This is a genomic window from Mycobacterium sp. RTGN6, from assembly GCF_033804605.1.
GTDB lineage: Bacteria > Actinomycetota > Actinomycetes > Mycobacteriales > Mycobacteriaceae > Mycobacterium.
The window spans coordinates 115904-134443 of record NZ_JAPZKZ010000011.1 but is presented as its reverse complement, the minus strand read 5'-3'; the positions used below and the strand labels follow the sequence as shown (position 1 = coordinate 134443).

18 protein-coding genes and 2 pseudogenes are annotated in these 18540 nt (G+C 67.9%); 5 read left to right on the top strand and 15 right to left on the bottom strand.

The genetic code is table 11. From position 1 onward, the window contains the following. Positions 1 to 33: 33 nt before the first annotated feature. Positions 34 to 849 (bottom strand): PaaX family transcriptional regulator C-terminal domain-containing protein, encoded by an 816-nt coding sequence (locus SLQ33_RS25595; protein WP_319456701.1) that lies wholly within the window; start codon positions 847 to 849, stop codon positions 34 to 36. Between the two features lie 125 nt (positions 850 to 974). Continuing rightward, complete coding sequence (locus SLQ33_RS25590; protein ID WP_319456700.1) at positions 975 to 1352, bottom strand: hypothetical protein; 378 nt, start codon at positions 1350 to 1352, stop codon at positions 975 to 977. Positions 1353 to 1484: 132 nt separating this feature from the next. Between SLQ33_RS25590 and SLQ33_RS25585 the strand changes: the two genes are divergently transcribed. Further along, positions 1485 to 1847 carry a hypothetical protein gene (locus SLQ33_RS25585; protein ID WP_319456699.1) on the top strand — a complete coding sequence of 121 codons (363 nt, stop codon included), beginning with the start codon at positions 1485 to 1487 and terminating at the stop codon, positions 1845 to 1847. Between the two features lie 84 nt (positions 1848 to 1931). On the opposite strand, the gene SLQ33_RS25580 is transcribed toward SLQ33_RS25585, so the two are convergent. Together SLQ33_RS25580 and SLQ33_RS25575 are read right to left on the bottom strand one after the other, a co-directional pair. Then, the gene (locus SLQ33_RS25580; RefSeq protein WP_319456698.1) at positions 1932 to 3692 is read right to left on the bottom strand and encodes an N-acyl-D-amino-acid deacylase family protein; all 1761 of its coding nucleotides are present in this window, start codon (positions 3690 to 3692) and stop codon (positions 1932 to 1934) included. 267 nt (positions 3693 to 3959) lie between these two features. After that, the gene (locus SLQ33_RS25575; protein WP_319456697.1) at positions 3960 to 4184 is read right to left on the bottom strand and encodes a hypothetical protein; all 225 of its coding nucleotides are present in this window, start codon (positions 4182 to 4184) and stop codon (positions 3960 to 3962) included. Between the two features lie 89 nt (positions 4185 to 4273). Here SLQ33_RS25575 and SLQ33_RS25570 point away from each other — a divergent pair, with 89 nt between their 5' ends. From SLQ33_RS25570 to SLQ33_RS25560, 3 genes are read left to right on the top strand one after another with little or no spacing between them, the layout of a single operon-like run. Continuing rightward, complete coding sequence (locus SLQ33_RS25570) at positions 4274 to 5506, top strand: acetyl-CoA acetyltransferase (RefSeq protein ID WP_319456696.1); 1233 nt, start codon at positions 4274 to 4276, stop codon at positions 5504 to 5506. A gap of 23 nt (positions 5507 to 5529) precedes the next feature. Then, entirely contained in the window at positions 5530 to 7047 is a 1518-nt protein-coding gene (locus SLQ33_RS25565) for a carotenoid oxygenase family protein (protein ID WP_319456695.1), read from the top strand. Positions 7048 to 7091: 44 nt separating this feature from the next. Continuing rightward, positions 7092 to 7949, top strand: a complete 858-nt coding sequence (locus SLQ33_RS25560) for a winged helix-turn-helix transcriptional regulator (RefSeq protein WP_319456836.1) — start codon at positions 7092 to 7094, stop codon at positions 7947 to 7949. Here SLQ33_RS25560 and SLQ33_RS25555 read toward each other — a convergent pair. Together SLQ33_RS25555 and SLQ33_RS25550 are read right to left on the bottom strand one after the other, a co-directional pair. Further along, positions 7946 to 8530 carry a GNAT family N-acetyltransferase gene (locus SLQ33_RS25555; protein WP_319456694.1) on the bottom strand — a complete coding sequence of 195 codons (585 nt, stop codon included), beginning with the start codon at positions 8528 to 8530 and terminating at the stop codon, positions 7946 to 7948. The genes SLQ33_RS25560 and SLQ33_RS25555 overlap by 4 nt on opposite strands. Next, entirely contained in the window at positions 8527 to 8967 is a 441-nt protein-coding gene (locus tag SLQ33_RS25550; RefSeq protein ID WP_319456693.1) for a hypothetical protein, read from the bottom strand. Before SLQ33_RS25550 ends, SLQ33_RS25555 begins: the two co-directional genes overlap by 4 nt. 48 nt (positions 8968 to 9015) lie before the next feature. Here SLQ33_RS25550 and SLQ33_RS25545 point away from each other — a divergent pair, with 48 nt between their 5' ends. After that, positions 9016 to 9462, top strand: coding sequence for a cupin domain-containing protein (locus tag SLQ33_RS25545; RefSeq protein ID WP_319456692.1), 447 nt, complete (start codon positions 9016 to 9018; stop codon positions 9460 to 9462). Here the strand turns inward: SLQ33_RS25545 and SLQ33_RS25540 are convergent. From SLQ33_RS25540 to SLQ33_RS25500, 9 genes and pseudogenes are all read right to left on the bottom strand, one after another. After that, positions 9452 to 10180, bottom strand: coding sequence for a 3-keto-5-aminohexanoate cleavage protein (locus SLQ33_RS25540; protein ID WP_319456691.1), 729 nt, complete (start codon positions 10178 to 10180; stop codon positions 9452 to 9454). The two genes, SLQ33_RS25545 and SLQ33_RS25540, sit on opposite strands and share 11 nt — an antisense overlap. A gap of 71 nt (positions 10181 to 10251) precedes the next feature. After that, a pseudogene (locus SLQ33_RS25535) lies at positions 10252 to 11021 on the bottom strand (VOC family protein). Between the two features lie 75 nt (positions 11022 to 11096). Further along, the gene (locus tag SLQ33_RS25530; protein ID WP_319456690.1) at positions 11097 to 11975 is read right to left on the bottom strand and encodes an amidohydrolase family protein; all 879 of its coding nucleotides are present in this window, start codon (positions 11973 to 11975) and stop codon (positions 11097 to 11099) included. 37 nt (positions 11976 to 12012) lie between these two features. Then, a complete protein-coding gene (locus SLQ33_RS25525) occupies positions 12013 to 12444 on the bottom strand; it encodes an SRPBCC family protein (protein WP_319456689.1) in 432 nt (143 codons plus the stop codon). 3 nt (positions 12445 to 12447) lie between these two features. After that, positions 12448 to 12693 (bottom strand): antitoxin, encoded by a 246-nt coding sequence (locus SLQ33_RS25520; RefSeq protein WP_319456688.1) that lies wholly within the window; start codon positions 12691 to 12693, stop codon positions 12448 to 12450. 31 nt (positions 12694 to 12724) lie between these two features. Beyond that, a complete protein-coding gene (locus SLQ33_RS25515) occupies positions 12725 to 15106 on the bottom strand; it encodes an HAD-IC family P-type ATPase (RefSeq protein WP_319456687.1) in 2382 nt (793 codons plus the stop codon). After that, positions 15103 to 16689, bottom strand: coding sequence for a serine hydrolase (locus SLQ33_RS25510; protein ID WP_319456835.1), 1587 nt, complete (start codon positions 16687 to 16689; stop codon positions 15103 to 15105). The genes SLQ33_RS25515 and SLQ33_RS25510 overlap by 4 nt, the downstream gene beginning before the upstream one ends. Before the next feature lie 29 nt (positions 16690 to 16718). Continuing rightward, positions 16719 to 17834 carry an MBL fold metallo-hydrolase gene (locus SLQ33_RS25505; protein WP_319456686.1) on the bottom strand — a complete coding sequence of 372 codons (1116 nt, stop codon included), beginning with the start codon at positions 17832 to 17834 and terminating at the stop codon, positions 16719 to 16721. Between the two features lie 32 nt (positions 17835 to 17866). Beyond that, positions 17867 to 18526 (bottom strand): annotated as a pseudogene (locus SLQ33_RS25500) (enoyl-CoA hydratase); the annotation flags it as partial. Positions 18527 to 18540: the final 14 nt, after the last annotated feature.

The window sequence follows — 18540 nt, the reverse complement described above, 5'->3', positions numbered from 1 at the left end:
GTAACACTAATCATCAATAAGTCAACATAAATGTCACACGATGTTGCGAGTGCTCGAGCCGTTGGTGACCGCTTCGATCAATTCCTCCGCTGACGTGCGCAGGATCTCGTGACACTCGAGGAACGTTTGGTGCGCTACCTGGCCCCGCCAGCCCGCGGGGAGCAACTCCTCGGGCAGGTCGGGATCCCGGAACGGGTAGTGCCGGTACTTCTGGATGAGCGTCGTCCGCTCGACGAGCGCGTCCGGGCCGGGCAGGCCGCGCCGGTAGCCGGCCAGCCTGGGCTGATACTCCTCGATGAACGCCTGGTAGTCCACGTCGAGGCCACGGAGGTCCCAGCAGCGTCGAGCGAGCATTCGATCGGTGGTGATGGCCGCCGACGTACTGCGCAGGAAGATCACCCGAAGCTCGTCGTCACCTTCGAGGGACTCCGAGACGTTCTTGCGATGATCGTGGGGCGAGAACCAGCTATTGCCGCCGCCGTGGCCGAAACCCCACCAGGTCAACGCCTTCTCGACGCGTTGCCGCTGTTCGCGTTCGCTTGTCTGTTCGTCGACCAGCGCCTGTGTCCAGGTGCGATCCCAGTCGCCATGATGGCGCTCGAAGATGCGCGCGCGGCCGTCATCGAGCAGGCGCCAGCTCTTGTCATTAAGTACGTAGGTGACCTCGCGGCCCGACCGTTCCGATTCGAACCAGCCGTCCCGGCGCAGCCGCGTCATCACGACGCGGACCGTGGCCGGTTCCACGCCGAAGGCACCGAGCAGCTCGGTCAGGACGCCGAGCTTGGCAGCCCCTCCGCGGTACCGGAAGTATTCGCCATACAGATCGAAGACGATCGAGCGTGGTCGCATGGCGCTCGCCCTCCCCACGCAATTCATGTATCAGAAGCCATCGCCTCCGAGTCAACTATGTCACACGAAGGAGGAATTGCGGCGTCCCCGTTGACCATGGACTTCGAGCCGCGCTGGTTCACCAACTACGGAAGCGGCGGGAGCGGGGGCAGCTTGTCCAACTCGTCGAGCGTGGCGTCGCCCTCCCCCGGCGGCCCCGGCCGGGTGGGCATGAAGATCGTCGGCCGGTAATCCGGCGGCGGGTTGTCCACCTGCGCGACGCATCCGATCCCGTAGGTGGTGGCCGCGGGCACTCCCGCGTGGTTGACACAGCATGCGGTAGCAACGTCGTCGAAGGTCTGGTCGGGACCGGGAACCGTGGTCGCGGTACAGGTGGAGTAGCCGAAGTCGTCGAAATTCGGCGAAGCGTGCGCGACCCCACCGGTCGCGCCGACCGCCACCAGGGCAAGGGCTGCGGCCACCGCACGCCGACGCCGTGCGCCGGTCCGTGCGTTGCGGGTCATCGACCCACCCTAATCACCTTGCGCCGACACTCTCCACAGAAAAGTGTCCGGCCCACGCCTGGGTCGCGCTCCTACCTGTGAAGCCCACCCCGGGCCGAATGGCCAACCGGCCACCACAGGAAAGGAACCGCCATGTCCAACACCACCCGTTCGACCCGTCTGCGCAGCCTCCTCGTAGGCTCGTTGTTCACCGCCAGCGCCGTCGCTGGCCTCATCGGCCTCGCCGCCCCCGCCAATGCACTGTCCGAATCGACGATCGAGTCGAACTGCAAGACCGCCGGCGGAACCTACGGCACCATCGTGCGCGCCGATGGCGTACGCGTCTCGACGTGCTGCCCCTCCGACAAGCCCGGCGAGATCTCGGGCGGCAAGTGCAGCATCTACGTCGACGGCACGCTCGCGGCCCTCGAGCAGACGCCCACCACGCCGAAGCCTCCGAAGTACCGCCTTCCGGTCGGCCAGCTTCCCACCGCGGTGCTCGAGCCCGTCCGCTGAATTACTCTCGCCGAGACTGCGGGCAGATCGCGAATCCGCGAAAGATCGTGATCTGTCTGCAGTTTCGGCGTGTCCGTCTTCGCTCTAGCGCACGCCTCGAAGCAGCCGGCCCGGCCGCGCGCCGGTGTCGACGCCATGCCGCCTGGTCACCACACCATTGACCACGGTGGCGTCGTAGCCGCTCGCGCCCTGTACCAGGCGTCGCCCGCCGGCAGGCAGGTCGTAGACCATCTGCGGGGTGCCGAGCGCCAACGCGTCCATGTCGATCACGTTGAAGTCGGCCTTCTTGCCAACCTGGATGACGCCGCGGTCGGTGAGCCCGAAAAGCGTTGCGGTCTCTAGTGTTTGCTTGCGCACCATATGTTCCAGCGAGAACCGCGGCCCGCGGTGACGGTCCCGCGCCCAGTGCGTCAGCAGGTACGTCGGATACGACGCGTCACAGATCAACCCGCAGTGCGCGCCGCCGTCCGACAGGCCCGACACCGCTGCCGGGTGCGAGATCATGTCGTAGATCGCGTCGTGATTGCCCTCTGCGTAGTTGAAGAACGGCATCATCAGCATCGCCCCGGCGTTGTCCTCCAACATCAGGTCGTACAGCGTCGCAAGCGGATCCGCTCCGCGCGCCTCTGCGATGGCCGCCACCGTTCGGTCGGGCGTCGGCTCGTAGTCCGGCGGGTTCCCGATGGCGTACAGATTGCCCAACCCGTGCTGGATCATCGCGAACATCGCGTCGAACTGCTTGGCCGGATCCGGCGGCAGGTCCGCCTCGCCCAGGATCGTCGCACGCACGTCGGGATCGGCGAGCCGGGCTGCGAGCTCATCGCGGTCGAGTTCGGCCTTCAGCTTCTGGAAGGTCGGACGGTGATCGAAGCCGTGATAGCCGGGGAATCCGAACAACATTCCGAACGGCCGCGCGGCGAACTGCGCGTACACAGGGATGCCTTTGGCCACCGCGTCGCCGGCGAGGTCGAGCTGCTTGCGCCACAGGTCGGGCGCCGACTGCGTCTGAATCATGGTGAACGACACCGGCCGTTGCGTCTCCGCGGCCAGCCGCGTCATCCAGTCGAGCTCGCGCATCGCCGCGACGTCGTCCTCACCGACCGCGCCCGCAGGAGCCAGTTCGAACACCGCCTGCCCGCCCGCGGCCATCGCCCGGCCCAGCCCGAACAGTTCCCGTTCGGCGGCATACGTGCCGGGCACGGGTTCGCCGTCGATGGCGCGATGGCCCTCGGTGCGCGACGTCGAGAAGCCCAGCGCGCCCGCCTCCACGGCCTCCTGCACGATGCGCGCCATCGCGGCGATGTCGTCGTCGGTGGCGTCCTCGTTGCGCGCGCCGCGTTCCCCCATCGCGTATCCGCGTACCGCGCCGTGGGCGATCTGGGTACCGAAATCGATTGCCAGGTGGCGCTTCTCGATGGCGTCGAGGTACTCGGGGAAGCTCTCCCACTCCCACGTGATGCCCTCGGCCAGCGCGGTGCCGGGAATGTCCTCGACGCCCTCCATCAATTCGATCAGCCACTGCTCACGTCCGGGGCGCACCGGGGCGAACCCGACGCCGCAGTTGCCGCTGACGACGGTCGTCACGCCGTGCAGGCTCGACGGCTCCAACGTCTCGTCCCAGCTGACCTGGCCGTCGTAGTGGGTGTGCACGTCGACGAAGCCGGGCGTCACCACGCGACCGGTGGCATCGACGGTGGTGGCCGCCTCGCCCTCGAGTCCGGGACCGTCGCCGTCGCGGCGGCGCACCTCGACGATGCGGCCGTCCTTGATGCCGACGTCGGCGCGATAGCGATCCGCGCCGGTTCCGTCGACGACGGTTCCGCCGGTGATCTTCAAGTCGAACATGAGGTGTCCCCCTCGTCCTGGGGCAGCAGATTGTTCGGGGCGGGCTCAGCCCCGTATCCCGAAGCTACGCCTATCCGCTACGCGTCGTAGCGAAATCGTCGTCGTACACCGGACATGAAGTCAGATCCGGCCCGTCGGGTTGTCACGACGGGCCGGATCGGGGAATTGGTGTCTGGGCCGGAGACGTCGGTCTCACGGCTCGCGACACCCAATGCCCGCCGCGGCGGGTCGCCAAACATCTTTTCTCGAAGTGGCCGGTCACTCCCCTTAGGCCGCGACCATCACGTCGACGGACAGGCATTCCCCGATCGCGTGCGCCTTCGGCCAGTCGTGGGCGCAGACGGCGCGGGCGAGGTCCTCGGTCATCGTGCTGTCGGCTCCGAGTTCGGCGAGCCACGACGAGACGACGGCGGCGATTCGGTCGCCGTGGACGCGAGCGGCGCGGCCGACGTGCAGGAGATCGACGATCTCGTAGGTGGTGTTCTTCCTCATGTAGGTGAGAGCCCGCAGGTCAGCAGAATGCGACAGGTTTTCTCGGCCAATTTCTCCAGTCACTCTGTTAGTTGTAGTACCGTGCGGTCATGACCGGAGCAGGCGTCTGGATTCTCGGCGGATATCAGAGCGACTTCGCCCGCAACCTGCACCGCGAGGGCCTCGATTTCGCTGGTCTGACCGCCGAGGTGGTCACCGCGACGCTCGAGGCGGCCAAGGTCGACGCCACCGACGTCGGCGTCGTCCACGTCGCGAATGCGTTCGGCGAACTGTTCGCCGCACAGGGCCACCTCGGCGCCATGCCCGCCACCGTCGTCGACGGGCTGTGGAACGCCCCAGCCACGCGGCACGAAGCGGCGTGCGCGTCGGGCAGCGTCGCCACGCTCGCGGCCATCGCCGACCTCCGGTCCGGGGCGTACGAGACGGCGCTCGTCGTCGGCGTCGAGCTCGAGAAGACCGTGCCGGGCGATACCGCCGCCCAACACCTCGGCGCGGCCGCGTGGATCGGGCACGAAGGCCAGGCCGCGACGTTCATGTGGCCGCACATGTTCTCCTCCGTCATCGACGAGTACGACAAGCGCTACGGCGTCGACGTGATGCACCTTCGGGCGATCGCGCAGCTCAACTTCGCCAACGCCCGAAAGAACCCCAACGCCCAGACCCGCCAGTGGACCGTGCCCGACCTGGTGGCCGCCCGCGACGACGACGAGACCAACCCCGTCGTCGAGGGCCGCATCCGGCGGTTCGACTGCAGCCAGATGACCGACGGCGGCGCAGGGGTCGTGCTCGTCACCGACGACTACCTGCGCGACCATCCCGACGCCGAACCCATCGGTCGCATCGACGGCTGGGGGCATCGCACCGTCGGCCTCGGCATCCAGCAGAAGTTCGACCACTCGGCCGACGACCCGTACGTCATGCCCCACGTCCGCCGCGCCGTGCAGGACGCGTTCACCCGCGCCCACGCCACGCTCGACGACCTCGACGGCATCGAGGTGCACGATTGCTTCACCCCCAGCGAGTACCTGGCCATCGACCACATCGGGCTCACCGACCCCGGGGAGTCGTGGAAGGCGATAGAGAACGGCGAGCTCGAAGTCGGCGGGCGGCTACCGATGAACCCCAGCGGCGGGCTCATCGGCGGCGGCCATCCCGTCGGCGCCTCGGGTGTACGGATGCTGCTGGATGCGGCCAAGCAGGTCAGCGGCACCGCGGGCGACTACCAGGTCGAGGGTGCGACGACGTTCGGCACGCTCAACTTCGGTGGAAGTACCTCCACCACAGTCAGTTTCGTCGTCACCGCCGGCGAGCCGGCAATTTAGCAGAAGCGGCAAGGGAGTAGGACATGCACGTAGAAGTCGTCGGCAAGTATCTGTCCACGCTGCCGGAGGACGACGACCACCCCTACCGCACCGGGCCGTGGCGTCCCCAGACCACCGAGTGGGACGCCGACGACCTGACCGTCGTCGAGGGTGAGCTCCCGCACGACCTCGACGGTGTGTACCTACGCAACACCGAGAACCCGCTGCATCCGGCAATGAAGGCCTACCACCCGTTCGACGGCGACGGCATGATGCACGTCGTCGGCTTCCGGGACGGAAAGGCGTTCTACCGCAACAGGTTCGTGCGCACCGACGGCTTCGCCGAGGAGTTGGACGCGAACGGCCCGCTGTGGCCTGGCATCGCCGAACCGATCGAACTTTCCAAGCGTGACTACGGCTGGGGCGCAAGGACGTTGATGAAGGACGCCTCGTCCACGGACGTCATCGTGCACCGCGGCACCGCACTGAGCAGTCACTACCAATGTGGCGACCTGTACCGCATCGACCCGTTCTCCGGCGACACGCTGGGCAAGGAGGACTGGCGCGGGGCGTTCCCGTTCGACTGGGGCGTGTCGGCGCATCCCAAGGTCGACGACGCCACCGGCGAGCTGCTGTTCTTCAACTACAGCAAGCAGGCGCCGTACATGCACTACGGCGTCGTCGACGCCAACAACGAACTCGTCCACTACGTCGACGTGCCGCTGCCAGGACCTCGGCTGCCGCATGACATGGCGTTCACCGAGAACTACGTGATACTCAACGACTTTCCGTTGTTCTGGAAGCCGAGACTGCTGGAACGCAACGTGCATCTGCCCCGCTTCCACCGGGACGTACCGTCGCGCTTCGCCGTCATTCCCCGGCGCGGGGACACCTCGCAGATCAGGTGGTTCGAAGCCGACCCCACCTACGTGCTGCACTTCCCGAACGCCTACGAGGACGGCGACGAGATCGTGCTCGACGGCTTCTTCCAGGGCGACCCGGAACCCCTCGACAATCACGTCGGCGACACGTGGCAGCGCATGTTCCGGTTCCTTGCCATGGACCGGATGCAGACCCGCCTGCACCGGTGGCGGTTCAACCTCGTCACCGGCGCAGTGCGCGAGGAACGGTTGTCGGACAGCATCACCGAGTTCGGGATGATCAATCCTGGCCATGCCGGCCGCGACTACCGCTACACCTACGCGGCGACGGGCAAGCCGGGCTGGTTCATGTTCGACGGGCTGGTCAAGCACGACCTGAAGTCCGGCTCCGAGGAACGGTTCGGCTTCGACGACGGCGTCTACGGCAGCGAGACGGCCATGGCACCGCGAGTCGGCAGCAAGAGCGAGGACGACGGCTACCTGGTCACCATCACCACCGACATGAACGCCGACGCGTCGTTCTGTCTGGTGTTCGACGCGGCCCGGATGTCCGACGGACCGGTGTGCAAACTCGCGCTGCCGGAACGGGTTTCGAGTGGCACCCACGCGACGTGGGCCGACGGCTCGGAGTTGCGCCGCTGGCGGGTGACCGACCACGCGGCCGAGGCGATCGGGCTGTAGTGCCCACCGAGTTGCCTGCAGGCGGAACCAACGCCGTCGGCCGGATGCTCGGGGTGCTCGGCGACGAGTGGACGCTGCTGATCCTGCAGCAGGCGACGCTGGGTGCGACGCGATACGGGCAATTCACGGCGCGCCTGCCGATCTCGCACGCGGTGCTGACCCGGCGGTTGGCGGCCATGACGGCCGACGGACTGTTGGCCAAGCGCACCTATCAGGCCAACCCGTCGCGGGCCGACTACGTGCTCACGCCGCGGGGACGCGCGCTGTGGCCGGTACTCGTGTCGATCTGGGAGTGGGAACGACACTGGGTCCCCGACCACGCCCAACGACTGCCCGCGATGCACCACACCGTCTGCGGAGCAGACTTCGCACCCGTGCTGCGGTGCGCCGCGTGCGCGGACTCGGTGACGGAGAAGGACATTGGTGCGCAATGGGGTCCTAGCGGTGGCTGGTCGCGGTCGATGCCGGTGCTCTCGACTCGGCGCCGATCGAGCGCCGACCGTGTCGACGGTCGGGCGGACCTGTTCCCGGAGACCATGAGCATCCTCGGCAATCGATGGGCGTTCGCCTTGTTAGTGGCGGCGTTCGTCGGCGCCAGCCGGTTCGGCGACTTCCAGGACCAACTCGGTGCGCCACCCGGTTCCCTGGCCGACCGCTTGCAGATCTTTACGGCCAACGGCGTGCTCGCCGCGGGCGACGGGCGCTACCGGTTGACCGAGAAGGGCCGCGCGGTGTTCCCCATCCTCATCACCGCACTGCAGTGGGCGCAGCGGTGCTTCCGCGCGCCGGAGGGACCCGCCGTCGAACTGGTGCACACGGACTGCGGCGCGGCGTTCGAGGCCACCCTGGCGTGCGACCAGTGCGCGAGCCCGCTGCGCGGTGCCGAGGTGGCGACGCGCTAGCGGGCCAGCCGGAAGTTCAGATTGTTGCGCACCGCAGGCCATTCCACGTCGAGGATCGAGTACACCACCGTGTCGCGACGGGATCCGTCGGGCAGGATCTGATGGCTGCGCAGCACCCCGTCGAGCTTGGCGCCGACTCGCTCGATGGCTGCTCGGCTGGTGGAGTTGAAGAAGTGTGTCCGGAATTCGACTGCGACGCAGCCCAACTCGTCGAAGGCGTGACCGAGCATCAGCAGCTTGCTCTCGGTGTTGACGCCCGTCCTGCGCACCGACGCCGAGAACCAGGTGTTGCCGATCTCGAGCCGCCGGTTCGGCCCGTCGACGTGCAGGTAGCTCGACGAACCCACGACCTTGCCGTCACGGGTCCGCGCAACGAACGTCAGCCCGGTGTCGGGGCGCTGCAGCGACAGTCGCACGTCCACCCACTCCTCCGCGGTGTCCGGCGACGGCGCGCTGGTGAACCATAGGCTGCCCACGTCGCCATCGGCCGACGCCGCCGCGACCTCGGGTACGTGCGCGGGGGTCAGCGGCTCGAGCGACACCCAGCGGACGCCCTCGAGCCCGACGGGTTCGACCCTCACGGCCTACTGCTCCGGCTTGCCTCGGCCCACGCCACCACCATCGCGAGCACCGACAGCACCACGGCGACGATGGACGCGACGGCGCCGATGTAGAACCCGTAGCCCGCGGCGATCGGCGACGCGACGTACAGCCGGTAGTACCACAGGGCCATCACCGTCATTAGCACCGAAATAGCTAGTGCCACAGTCGAAGTGACCCGGGGCGAGAGGCTTCGCGCCGACATCGCCGCAGCCACGATGAGCGTCGACGTCAATAACACGATCAGCTGCCCCACCCCGAAGCCGGCGGGCGGATAGGCGATGTGTCCGGCCTTGCCGCCGATCGCAGACGCCCGGCCTCCACCGTCGGCGCTGGTGGTGAGCCACGGCAGCCACGCGCTGACCAGGACCACCGTCGCGCACAGCACGACGAGCCATCCGGGGCGCAGGCGAGCCATGCGATGAGAGTATCGGGTGAGCGGCCCGGACAGACGTAGGCTTGACCCATGACGGAGCTACCCGGCTGGGCGCAGCGGCTCGACCTGGCCCCGCATCCCGAGGGCGGCTGGTTCCGCGAAACCTGGCGCAGTGGCGTCACCATCGGGCCGTCGTCACTCCCGCCGGAATATCAAGGCCCACGCAGTGCGGGCACCGCAATCCTGTTCCTACTCATGCCGGGCCAGCGGTCGGCGTGGCACACCGTGCGCAGCGCCGAACTGTGGCTGTATCACCGCGGCAGCCCGCTGTTGCTCGAGGTCGGTCCCGAACAGGCCAACGCGACAACGCTTTTGCTCGGCAGCGACGTCGACGCCGGCGAGCGTCCGCAGCTGCTGGTTCCGCCGGGACACTGGCAGCGGGCGCGCCCTCGCGACGACGAGCCCACCCTGGTGAGCTGCATCGTGGTGCCCGGCTTCGACTTCGCCGACTTCGCACTGGCCGCCCCTACCGACTGAGCAGCGCCAGCGCGGCTGACACCAGCGCGGCGTTGTCGGGCGCGGTCGACCCGTCGGGCAGCCGCAACGTGTCCTCCAGGCCGATGCGGGTCTGCACGCCCGCCACCCCCGCGTGTTCCAGCAGCGGCCAACAGCTTTCGTCGAACCCGTGCAACAGCACCGGCGCGGGCGAGTCCGCCGCACGCACCCTGGCGAGCATGTCGTCGGCGACGGCGACGTCGTCGTGGCCCTGGAGCTCGATCATCACCCGCATGCAGTGCCGGGCCATGTCGGACTCCGCCCAAGAAGCGGCCGCTTCGGCATGGAACAGCCCGACCTCGACGCCCAGCCCCTTGCCGAGCAGGATCTCGGCAAGCTCTGGACTGCCCGGCTCGTGCCAGTTCAGCGACGCGAAGTCGGGCAGCACCGTCCAACGCTCGACTGCGCGTCGGCGGGCGTCGACGTCGGGTAGCGCCCAAAAGCCCGTCGTTACCCCCAGTGCAAGTCCTGGCAGCGCCTCTCGGACGGCGTCGACGGCCGCGGCGACGGCGTCGGGTTCCAGGGAGTCCTTGCCGTCGGCGGTCTTGGGGTGCATGTGCACCGCCTGGGCTCCGGCCTGGTGGGCCTGCACCGCCGCCGCGGCCAGCTGCGCCGGCGTGACCGGCAGGTTCGGATGCTGGTCGGGCGTGCGGGCACCGTTGATGCAGGCCTTGACGTAGATCTTCGGAGTGGTCGCCATGGGTCCATCTTGGCCCGCCATGCTTCGCCCGTCATGGCGAAGGTTTCCGAAGTAGCGTGTCCAGACCAGCGTCAGTCCCGCAGCGACGACAGGTTGAACGCCGCGCCCGTCGGGTCGGCGACTGCGGCCAACCTGCCGTACGGGGTGTCCTCCGCGGCGCGGACGACAGTGCCGCCGTGGTCGGTGATCAGAGCGATGGTCTTGTCGACGTCCTCGGCGCCAAGGAAGACCGACCACGTCGACGGCGCATCGCCGAGAAAGGCCGACCCGTCCATGACGCCGAGCAATGGCTCAGCGTCGAAAATGGCGTTGCTGTAGCGGAATTCGTCGGTATCTGACTCGACTTGCAGCTGCCAACCGAAGACCGTGCCATAGAAGTCTGCCGCGGCGCGGAAGTCGTGGGTGGCCAAATGATGCCAGACGGGTGAGCCGGCCTCGCCGACCACCTGGAAGCCCAGGTGGCCGGTCGGCTGCCCAACCCGAACGTCGCGCCCGCCGGGTCGATGAGCATCGCCATCCGGCCCTTGGCGGGAATGTCCATCGCGCCGCCGCAGGAGTTGGCGCCCGCGTCCACCGCGGCCCGCAACGTGGCGTCGACGTCAGCGGTATGGAGGTAGGTGGTCCACCCGTCCGGTGCGTTCCACTGCGGGTCGACGGGCATCAATCCGGCGACCGTGCGTCCGTCGCACGACGCGGTGACGTAGCCGCCGTACTCCTCGCCGGACGACTCGAACGTCCAGCCGAATATCTCGCCGTAGAAGTCCTTGGCCTGCGTCAAGTCAGACGTCGCGAGGTCGATCCAGGTGGGCGCGCCTAGCGGGGCGCTGTTGCGGGTGGTCACGGTGGCCTCCATGGGTGGGTGAATCGGTCATCCATACCGACCCGCGGCCCTCGGAAAACTCATCGCAACCTGCGTCTAGAGGCCGAGCACCCGTAGCGCGTTCTGCTTGAAGATCAGCGGCCCGAGCTCCGGGTCGAGGTCCAGCGCCGCGAAGTCCTTCTTCCACCGGTCCAGCTGGACATACGGGTAGTCCGTGCCGAACAGCGCCTTGGTGCGCAGCTGCCTGCCGAGCGCACGGATCAATTGCGGCGGAAAGTACTTCGGCGAGTAGCCGGACAGATCCAGGTAGACGTTGGCCTTGTGCGCGACGATCGCGATCTGCGCGTCCACCCACGGCACCGCCGGGTGGGCCATCACGATGGTCAGGCTCGGGAAGTCGGCCGCGACGTCGTCGAGCAGCATCGGATCGCTGTAGCGCATCTTGATGCCGTGCCCGCCGGGCAACCCCGAGCCGAGCCCGGTCTGTCCGGTGTGGAACAGCGCGGGCACACCGGCCTCCGCAATCGCCTCGTAGATCGGGTAGAAGCGACGGTCGTTGGGCTCGAACGCCTGCACGCTCGGATGGAACTTGAAGCCCTTCACCCCGAGCGCGACCTGCTCACCCACTCGGGCGACGGCGCGCTCGACCGCAAGCGGATCGACGGTCCCAAACGGGATCAGCACGTCATTGTTGCGGGCGGTGCCTGCGATCAGGTCCTCAACGGAGTTCGGGGCGTGGCCGGTCGCCGTCTCGGCGTCGATGGTGAATACCACTGCGGCGGCATTGCGTTCGCGGTAGTGCGCGGCCAGTTCGTCGACGGTGGCGGCGGCGGTGTCACCCATCTTGAAGTACGCCCGCGTCGCGTCGACCAACTCGTCGTCGTAGGCGTTGTGCCCGTGACAGTCGACCTCGACGTGTGTGTGGATGTCGATGGCCTCGATGGCGTCGAAGTCGATGCCGTATTCGTAGGTCACGACTTTCGGCCCAGGATCTGGTCGACGGCGGAAGCGGTCACGCGAAGACTGACTTGAACTTGTCGAGCGAAGCGCGGATGTCGCCCTTCAGCGCGCCCGCGACGACCATCCCGATGGGCCCGAACAGCGCAGGCCCACCGAGGTGCACGTCGAACTGCACCGTCGAACCCTGCTCGGACGGCCTGACCTTGCCAATCAGCTTGACCTTGACGCCGCCTTTGCCGTCGCCGTTCAGCGTCATCGACTCCGGCGGCTGGTAGTTGACGATGGTCCACTTGATGCGGTTGGGCATGCCCTTGACCTCCACGATGGAGACGAGCTCGGTGCCCTTCTCCACCGTCTCGGGCAGCTTGCTGCGCCACACCCGGTGGATGGACAGCCACTCCTTGTACCGCGACAGGTCCGACGCCGCCGCCCAGGCCTGCTCGGGCGACAGCGGTACGTCGACCGAAACGGACAGCTTCGCCATCGCCTACGAGGTGGGCGGTGCCGCCGGCGGCTGCTTGGGCTCGGGCGAAGGCTGGGCCTCCGGCGGCGTCGGCGCCTTCTCTTCGGTGCCGTCAACGGCCTTCTTCGCCGCGTCCTGCACCTTGTCGACGTGCTGGGCGTACTTGCCGCCCGTCTTCGAGTCCACGACGTCGCCGACCTTGTCGATCGCGGTGTCGACCTTGTCGGCGTTCTTGCTCACCAGGTTCTTCAGCGTGTCGATAAATCCCATGGTCCGACCCTATTCCTTCGTCATTGGGCGCTCACGACGAACGCCACAGCTGTCTGCGTTCCCCGAGAGTGCGTCCTTGAACCCACCAGATCACCTCGATCAGCGCGGCTCCGACCAACCCTATGACGAGCGCCGTGGCGGTGACCTTGACGTTGGACGGATCGAGCATGAACGCTTGGCGCGCCACGGGGATCGAGAAGATGACGACGTACGCCATCCCCGAGACCGCAACGAGCGCTACCCGCCACCACTCGTACGGCCGCGCCACCACCGCGAGCACCCACACCGCGCTGACCAGAAGCGTGATCAGCGCTGCCGTGGACGCCTGCGTCTGTTCGGTCAGGGTCGACGCGCGGCCCTGGTAGGCGAGCAGATACGAGGTGAACGTCGCGACGCCGACGACGAGGCCCGACGGCATCGCCGACATCATCACGCGGCGCACGAACCCCGTGTGGGCGCGTTCGTGGTTCGGGGCCAGCGACAGCACGAACGCCGGGATGCCGATGGTGAACCAGGCGGCGATCGTGACGTGGATCGGCTGGAACGGGAACAGCAGCGGGTCGGTGCCGAAGAACTTCGACGCCAGCCCCGCCAACCCCACCAGCATCGCCAGCAGCACCGAGTACACGGTCTTGGTCAGGAACAGGTTGGAGACGCGTTCGATGTTGCCGATGACGCGCCTGCCCTCGCCCACCACGTAGGGCAGCGTGGCGAACTTGTTGTCCAGCAACACGATCTGCGCCACCGCACGCGACGCGGAGCTGCCCGACCCCATGGCCACGCCGATGTCGGCGTCCTTGAGCGCGAGCACGTCGTTGACGCCGTCGCCGGTCATCGCGACGGTGTGGCCGCGGGACTGCAGCGCGTGCACCATCGCGCGCTTCTGGTCGGGCCGCACCCGGCCGAAGGTCGTGTACTCCTGCAGCGCGTCGGCGAGCGCGTCTGGTTGCTCGGGCAGGTTGCGGGCGTCCATCGTCTCGCCCTCCAGCCCCAGCGAGCCCGCCACCGCGCCGACGGACACCGCGTTGTCGCCGGAGATCACCTTGACCGTGACCTTCTGCGACGCAAAGTAATCCAGCGTGTCGCGGGCGTCGGGTCGGACTCGCTGCTCGAGCACCACCAGCGCCACCGGGGTGACCACCCCTGGTGCGTCGGCGGCGTCGACGGACCGGTCGGAGGATCCGAGCAACAGCACCCGCAGCCCCTTCGCGCCGATCCGCTCCGCCTCCTCGGCGTCGGGCGTGGCGGGATCGAGCAGCACGTCGGGCGCCCCGATGACCCAGTTGCCGTGCTCGCCATAGGAAGTGCCACTCCACTTGGTCGCCGACTTGAACGGTGCGCTCGCCGTCGCCACCCAGCCCGGCGGCATCTTGTAGGCCTCGCCGATGGCGGCCATGCTGGCGTTCGGGCGGGGATCGTCCGCGGCGAGCTGCGCCAGCACGTTCCCCACGTCATCTGCTGTAAGCGACTTGAGATCGCTTACCCGCATGCCGTTCTCGGTCAACGTGCCGGTCTTGTCGGCGCACACCACGTCGACGCGGGCGAGCCCCTCGATGGCGGGCAGTTCCTGCACCAGACACTGGCGCCTGCCCAACCGGACCACGCCGACGGCGAAGGCGATCGACGTCATCAGCACCAGGCCCTCGGGCACCATCGGCACCAGCGCACCCACCATGCGCAGCACAGACTCTCGCCAGCCCACGTCGGTGGTGAACAGCTGCGTGTAGATGGTGAGCAGGCCGGCGGGGACCAGCAGGTAGGTGATGACCCGCAGGATCGTGTTGATGCCACTGCGCAATTCGGACTTCACCAGGGTGAACTTGCTGGCCTCCTCGGCCAGCTGTGCCGCGTAGGCCTCGCGCCCCACCTTGGTGGCCCGGTACGCGCCACTGCCCGCGACGACGAAGCTGCCCGACATGATGGGGTCGCCCGCGTCCTTGTCGATCGGGTCGGCCTCGCCCGTCAGCAGGGACTCGTCGACCTCCAGGTTGGTCTCCTCGAGCACCACGCCGTCGACGACGATCTGGTCGCCGGGCCCCAACTCGATGACGTCGTCGAGCACCACTTCGTTTGGCGACAGTGCGACGGTTCCGGACTCCCTGCGCACCAACGGCTTTGCCTGCCCGACGATGGCCAGCTTGTCGAGCGTCTGCTTGGCCCGGAGCTCCTGGATGATGCCGATCCCACTGTTGGCGATGATGAGCAACCCGAACAGCCCGTTGATCACCGATCCCGTGGACAGCACGATGATCAACAGCACGCCGAGGATCGCGTTGATGCGGGTGAACACGTTGGCGCGGACGATCTCGGAGACGCTTCGCGCGGCCCGGCTCGGGACGTCGTTGGTATGGCCGTCGGTGACGCGCTGCGCCACCTCCGCATCGGAAAGGCCAACGGCGAGTGCACTAGTCATCGGGTAAACGTTCCTTTGCCGAACTCGTCCCAGTACTCCAGCTTCAGCGTGTTCCCGTCGAACGTCGCCTTCGAGGCGCTGCCGGGCGGCGAGTTCTCGGTGACGAAGCTGACCCTGAAGACGTTTCCGTCCCAATGCTTCAGCGGCACCACCAGTTTCGGCCCGATCGCCAATTCCAGCCCGTCGTCCTTCTCCGTCACGCGCGCCGGCCCCCAGAAGGGGTTCTGGTACTCACCGACGTAGCTCGCCAATGGCGCGGGCGGTGCGGGGTTGGCGGGCGGCTGCTGGCCGACGAGCGATCCGACCGGCTGCTCCATGTGCTCGAAGGCGTTGTGGTACGGCGTCCACCAGTCCTCGCGCACCTCGCCGAACTGAACCAGGTCGGCGAATTCGGCCGACAGCGTCTCCGGTACGCCCGACGGCGTGGCGTTGGTCAGCACGACGATGGCCACGTCGGCCGACGGCAACATCAGGAAGTTGGTCCCCGACCCCAACTCGAACGCGCCCGAGTGGCTCAGCTGCTGGCGGCCCGCCGACGTCGTGCTCACGTTGAACCCATAGCCGTAGAACCCGGAGCGCATGGCGGGCTCGCTCGCGCGGTCCGACACGCTCTGCGGGGTGAGTGCGGGCAGCAGCGCGTTGGGGTCGACGATCTTCTGGCCTTCGTAGGTTCCGTTCGCGAGCATCATCGTCATCCAGTGCGTCATGTCGTTGAGCGAACTGCTGACCCCACCGGCGGGCGCCTGGGGCTGCGGGTCGCGCACGTAGTCCGGCTCGTAGCGGTCGCCGAGGTGGATGTGCCCGACGGCGCGGTTGGGCCGGGCCACGTACTCGTCGAACCGCGAGCTGGTCGACGTCATCCCGAGCGGCTTGTACAGCACGTCCTGGCTGAGGTCTTCCCACGACTTACCCGCGCCGACCGCCACCGCCTCAGCCGCGGTTGTCAACCCGAAGTTGGTGTAGGCGTAGGAGATTCGGAACGGATCGAGCGGATAGTCGCGCAACTTGTCCAGTACCTGGCGGCGGTCATACCCGATGTCCTCCAGCAGGTCTCCCGCGTGATCCGGCAGCCCAGACCGGTGCGAGTACATGTCCCCGACCGTGACCATCTTCGTGACGGCGGGGTCGGCGAGCGCGAACCACGGCAGCTTCTCGACGATCGGGGTGTCCCAGCTGACGGCGTTCACCCCAACCTGGTGCGCGACCACGGTGGAACCCAATGGCTTGGACAGCGACGCCAACTGGAAGACGGTGTCGGGATCGACCTTGTTGTCGGCACCGTCACCGTTGCGAACGTCCTTGACGCCGAAGCCCTTTGCGTACACGGTCTTTCCCCCGTGCACCACGGCAACCGCCATGCCGGGCAGGCCCGACTTCTTCATCAGGTCGTCGATCAGTCCGTCGAGCTTGCCCACGGCGTGCTCGACGGCGTTGTCCGGCAACGGCATTGCCGGAACCAGAGGCGGCGGGACGTTCGAGCTCGCCGGGGCGGCCGACGGTGGCGGCTCCTGCTTGGGCGGAGCGTCACAGGACGACAACAACAACGCGGCGGCGGCCACGACGAGCACGGGCCGGATCCGCATCCACGGTTTCACACCAGCACGCTAGCCGTTCAGGGCCGCCACCACGCGCCTAACGTCGCCAATGCCGCGACCCCCGGTTCGACGCGCTCGCCCGGTTTGGGCGTCGCGACGCGCACGCCCTCGCGATCCGCGGCGGTGAGCACACGCTCGACCGGTTCGGACCACGGGTGGGGGGCGAGCCGGAACGTCGCCCAGTGGATGGGCACCAGCAGGCCCGCGTCGGTGACGTCGCGGTGGGCGCGCACGGCGTCCTCGGGGTTCATGTGGATGTCGGGCCAACCCGGGTGGTAGGCCCCGATGGGCATCAGCGTGACGTCGAACGGACCGTGATCCGCCCCGATGTCGGTGAAGCTCTTCGTGTATCCCGTGTCGCCGCCGAAGAACGCCCGGTGCGACGGTCCGATCAGCGCCCACGACGACCACAGCGTGACGTTGCGCGACAGGAAGCGGCCCGAGAAGTGCCGCGCTGGCGTGCACACCAGCGTCAGGTCGCCGAGTTGTGCGGCCTCGTTCCAGTCGAGTTCGACGATGCGGTCGGCCGGGATGTGCCACGCGCGCAGGTGCGCGCCGATGCCGAGCGGGACGAAGAACTTCGCCCGCTGGGTGCGCGCGAGCTGCTTGACCGTGTCGACGTCGAGGTGGTCGTAGTGGTCGTGGCTGATGATGACGGCGTCGATCGCGGGCAGCGCATCCAGTGCCGAGGGCGGCTCATGAAGCCGCTGCGGGCCAACGACGCGCGACGGTGAACACCGCTCACCCCATACCGGGTCGGCGAGCACGCGGTAGCCGTCCAGTTCGATTATCGCCGACGAATGGCCGTACCAGGTCACGGCGAGGTCGGCGGTGGGCCGGCCCGCATCGGGTGTCACCAGCGGGATCGGCCCGGCGGGACGTTGGTCGGCGCCGCCCGACAGAACCTGGTGGACGAGGCGCCACTGGTCCTGGCGCGTCATGCTGGTCTCCGAGGCCGGTTCGAGGTTCCGGAAGACGCCGTCGTGATAGTTCGGCGAGCCCTTGGCCACCGGGTTGATCTCGACTGGGGAGGCACCCAGTGCCGCGGGCGCCCCCTGCAGCGCGCGCAGCGCCCAACCGCCGGTGACCAGTGCCGCCGTCCCCCCGACCAGGCGCGCCGCCTCTTTCAGCATGCGATCGCCTAGCCCTCGCCGCGCACGACGGCCCACGCCTCGTCGAACAGTTCCTTGTGCGCGGGCCACTGGTCTTCGTAGGCACCGTCGTCGTTGAGCACGCGCTTGGAGTGCTGCACCGAGATCGGCACCAGCCCGGCGATCTCGGCGGCCCAGGCCTGTGCGTCTTCGAGTGTCCCGATTCGGTTGGCCATGCCGGTCTGCAGCGCGACGTCGGCCGGCAACTTCTCGGCCGCGATGAGCATCGCGCGGGCCCGGCCGTATCCGACCAGTGACGTCAGCCGTCGAATACTCCAGTTGTCCAGCGCCAGGCCGTATTTCGCGATGGGGAACTGAAAGAACGCCGTGGGGGCGACGACGCGCAGGTCGCAGATCATGGCCAGCTGCAGGCCCGCGCCGATCGCAGGGCCGTTGATCGCCCCGATGACGGGCATCGGCGCTTTGTCGATCGCGAGGTTCAGCGCGATCAGCCGGTCGGGGTAGTCGGCCGCCAGCACGTCACCGGACAGATCGGCGCCGGCGCAGAACACCGTGCCCTGGCCGGTCAACACGATCGCGTGGACGTCCTCGGCGGCCGCCTCCTCGATGGCGACGCGCAGCCCGTCGACGAGTTCGCTGTTGAGCGCGTTGCGGCGCTCCGGCCGCTGCAGTTCGAGGGTCGTGACATGACCCTCCCGGGTGACACCAATCATTGGGCCAGCCTATC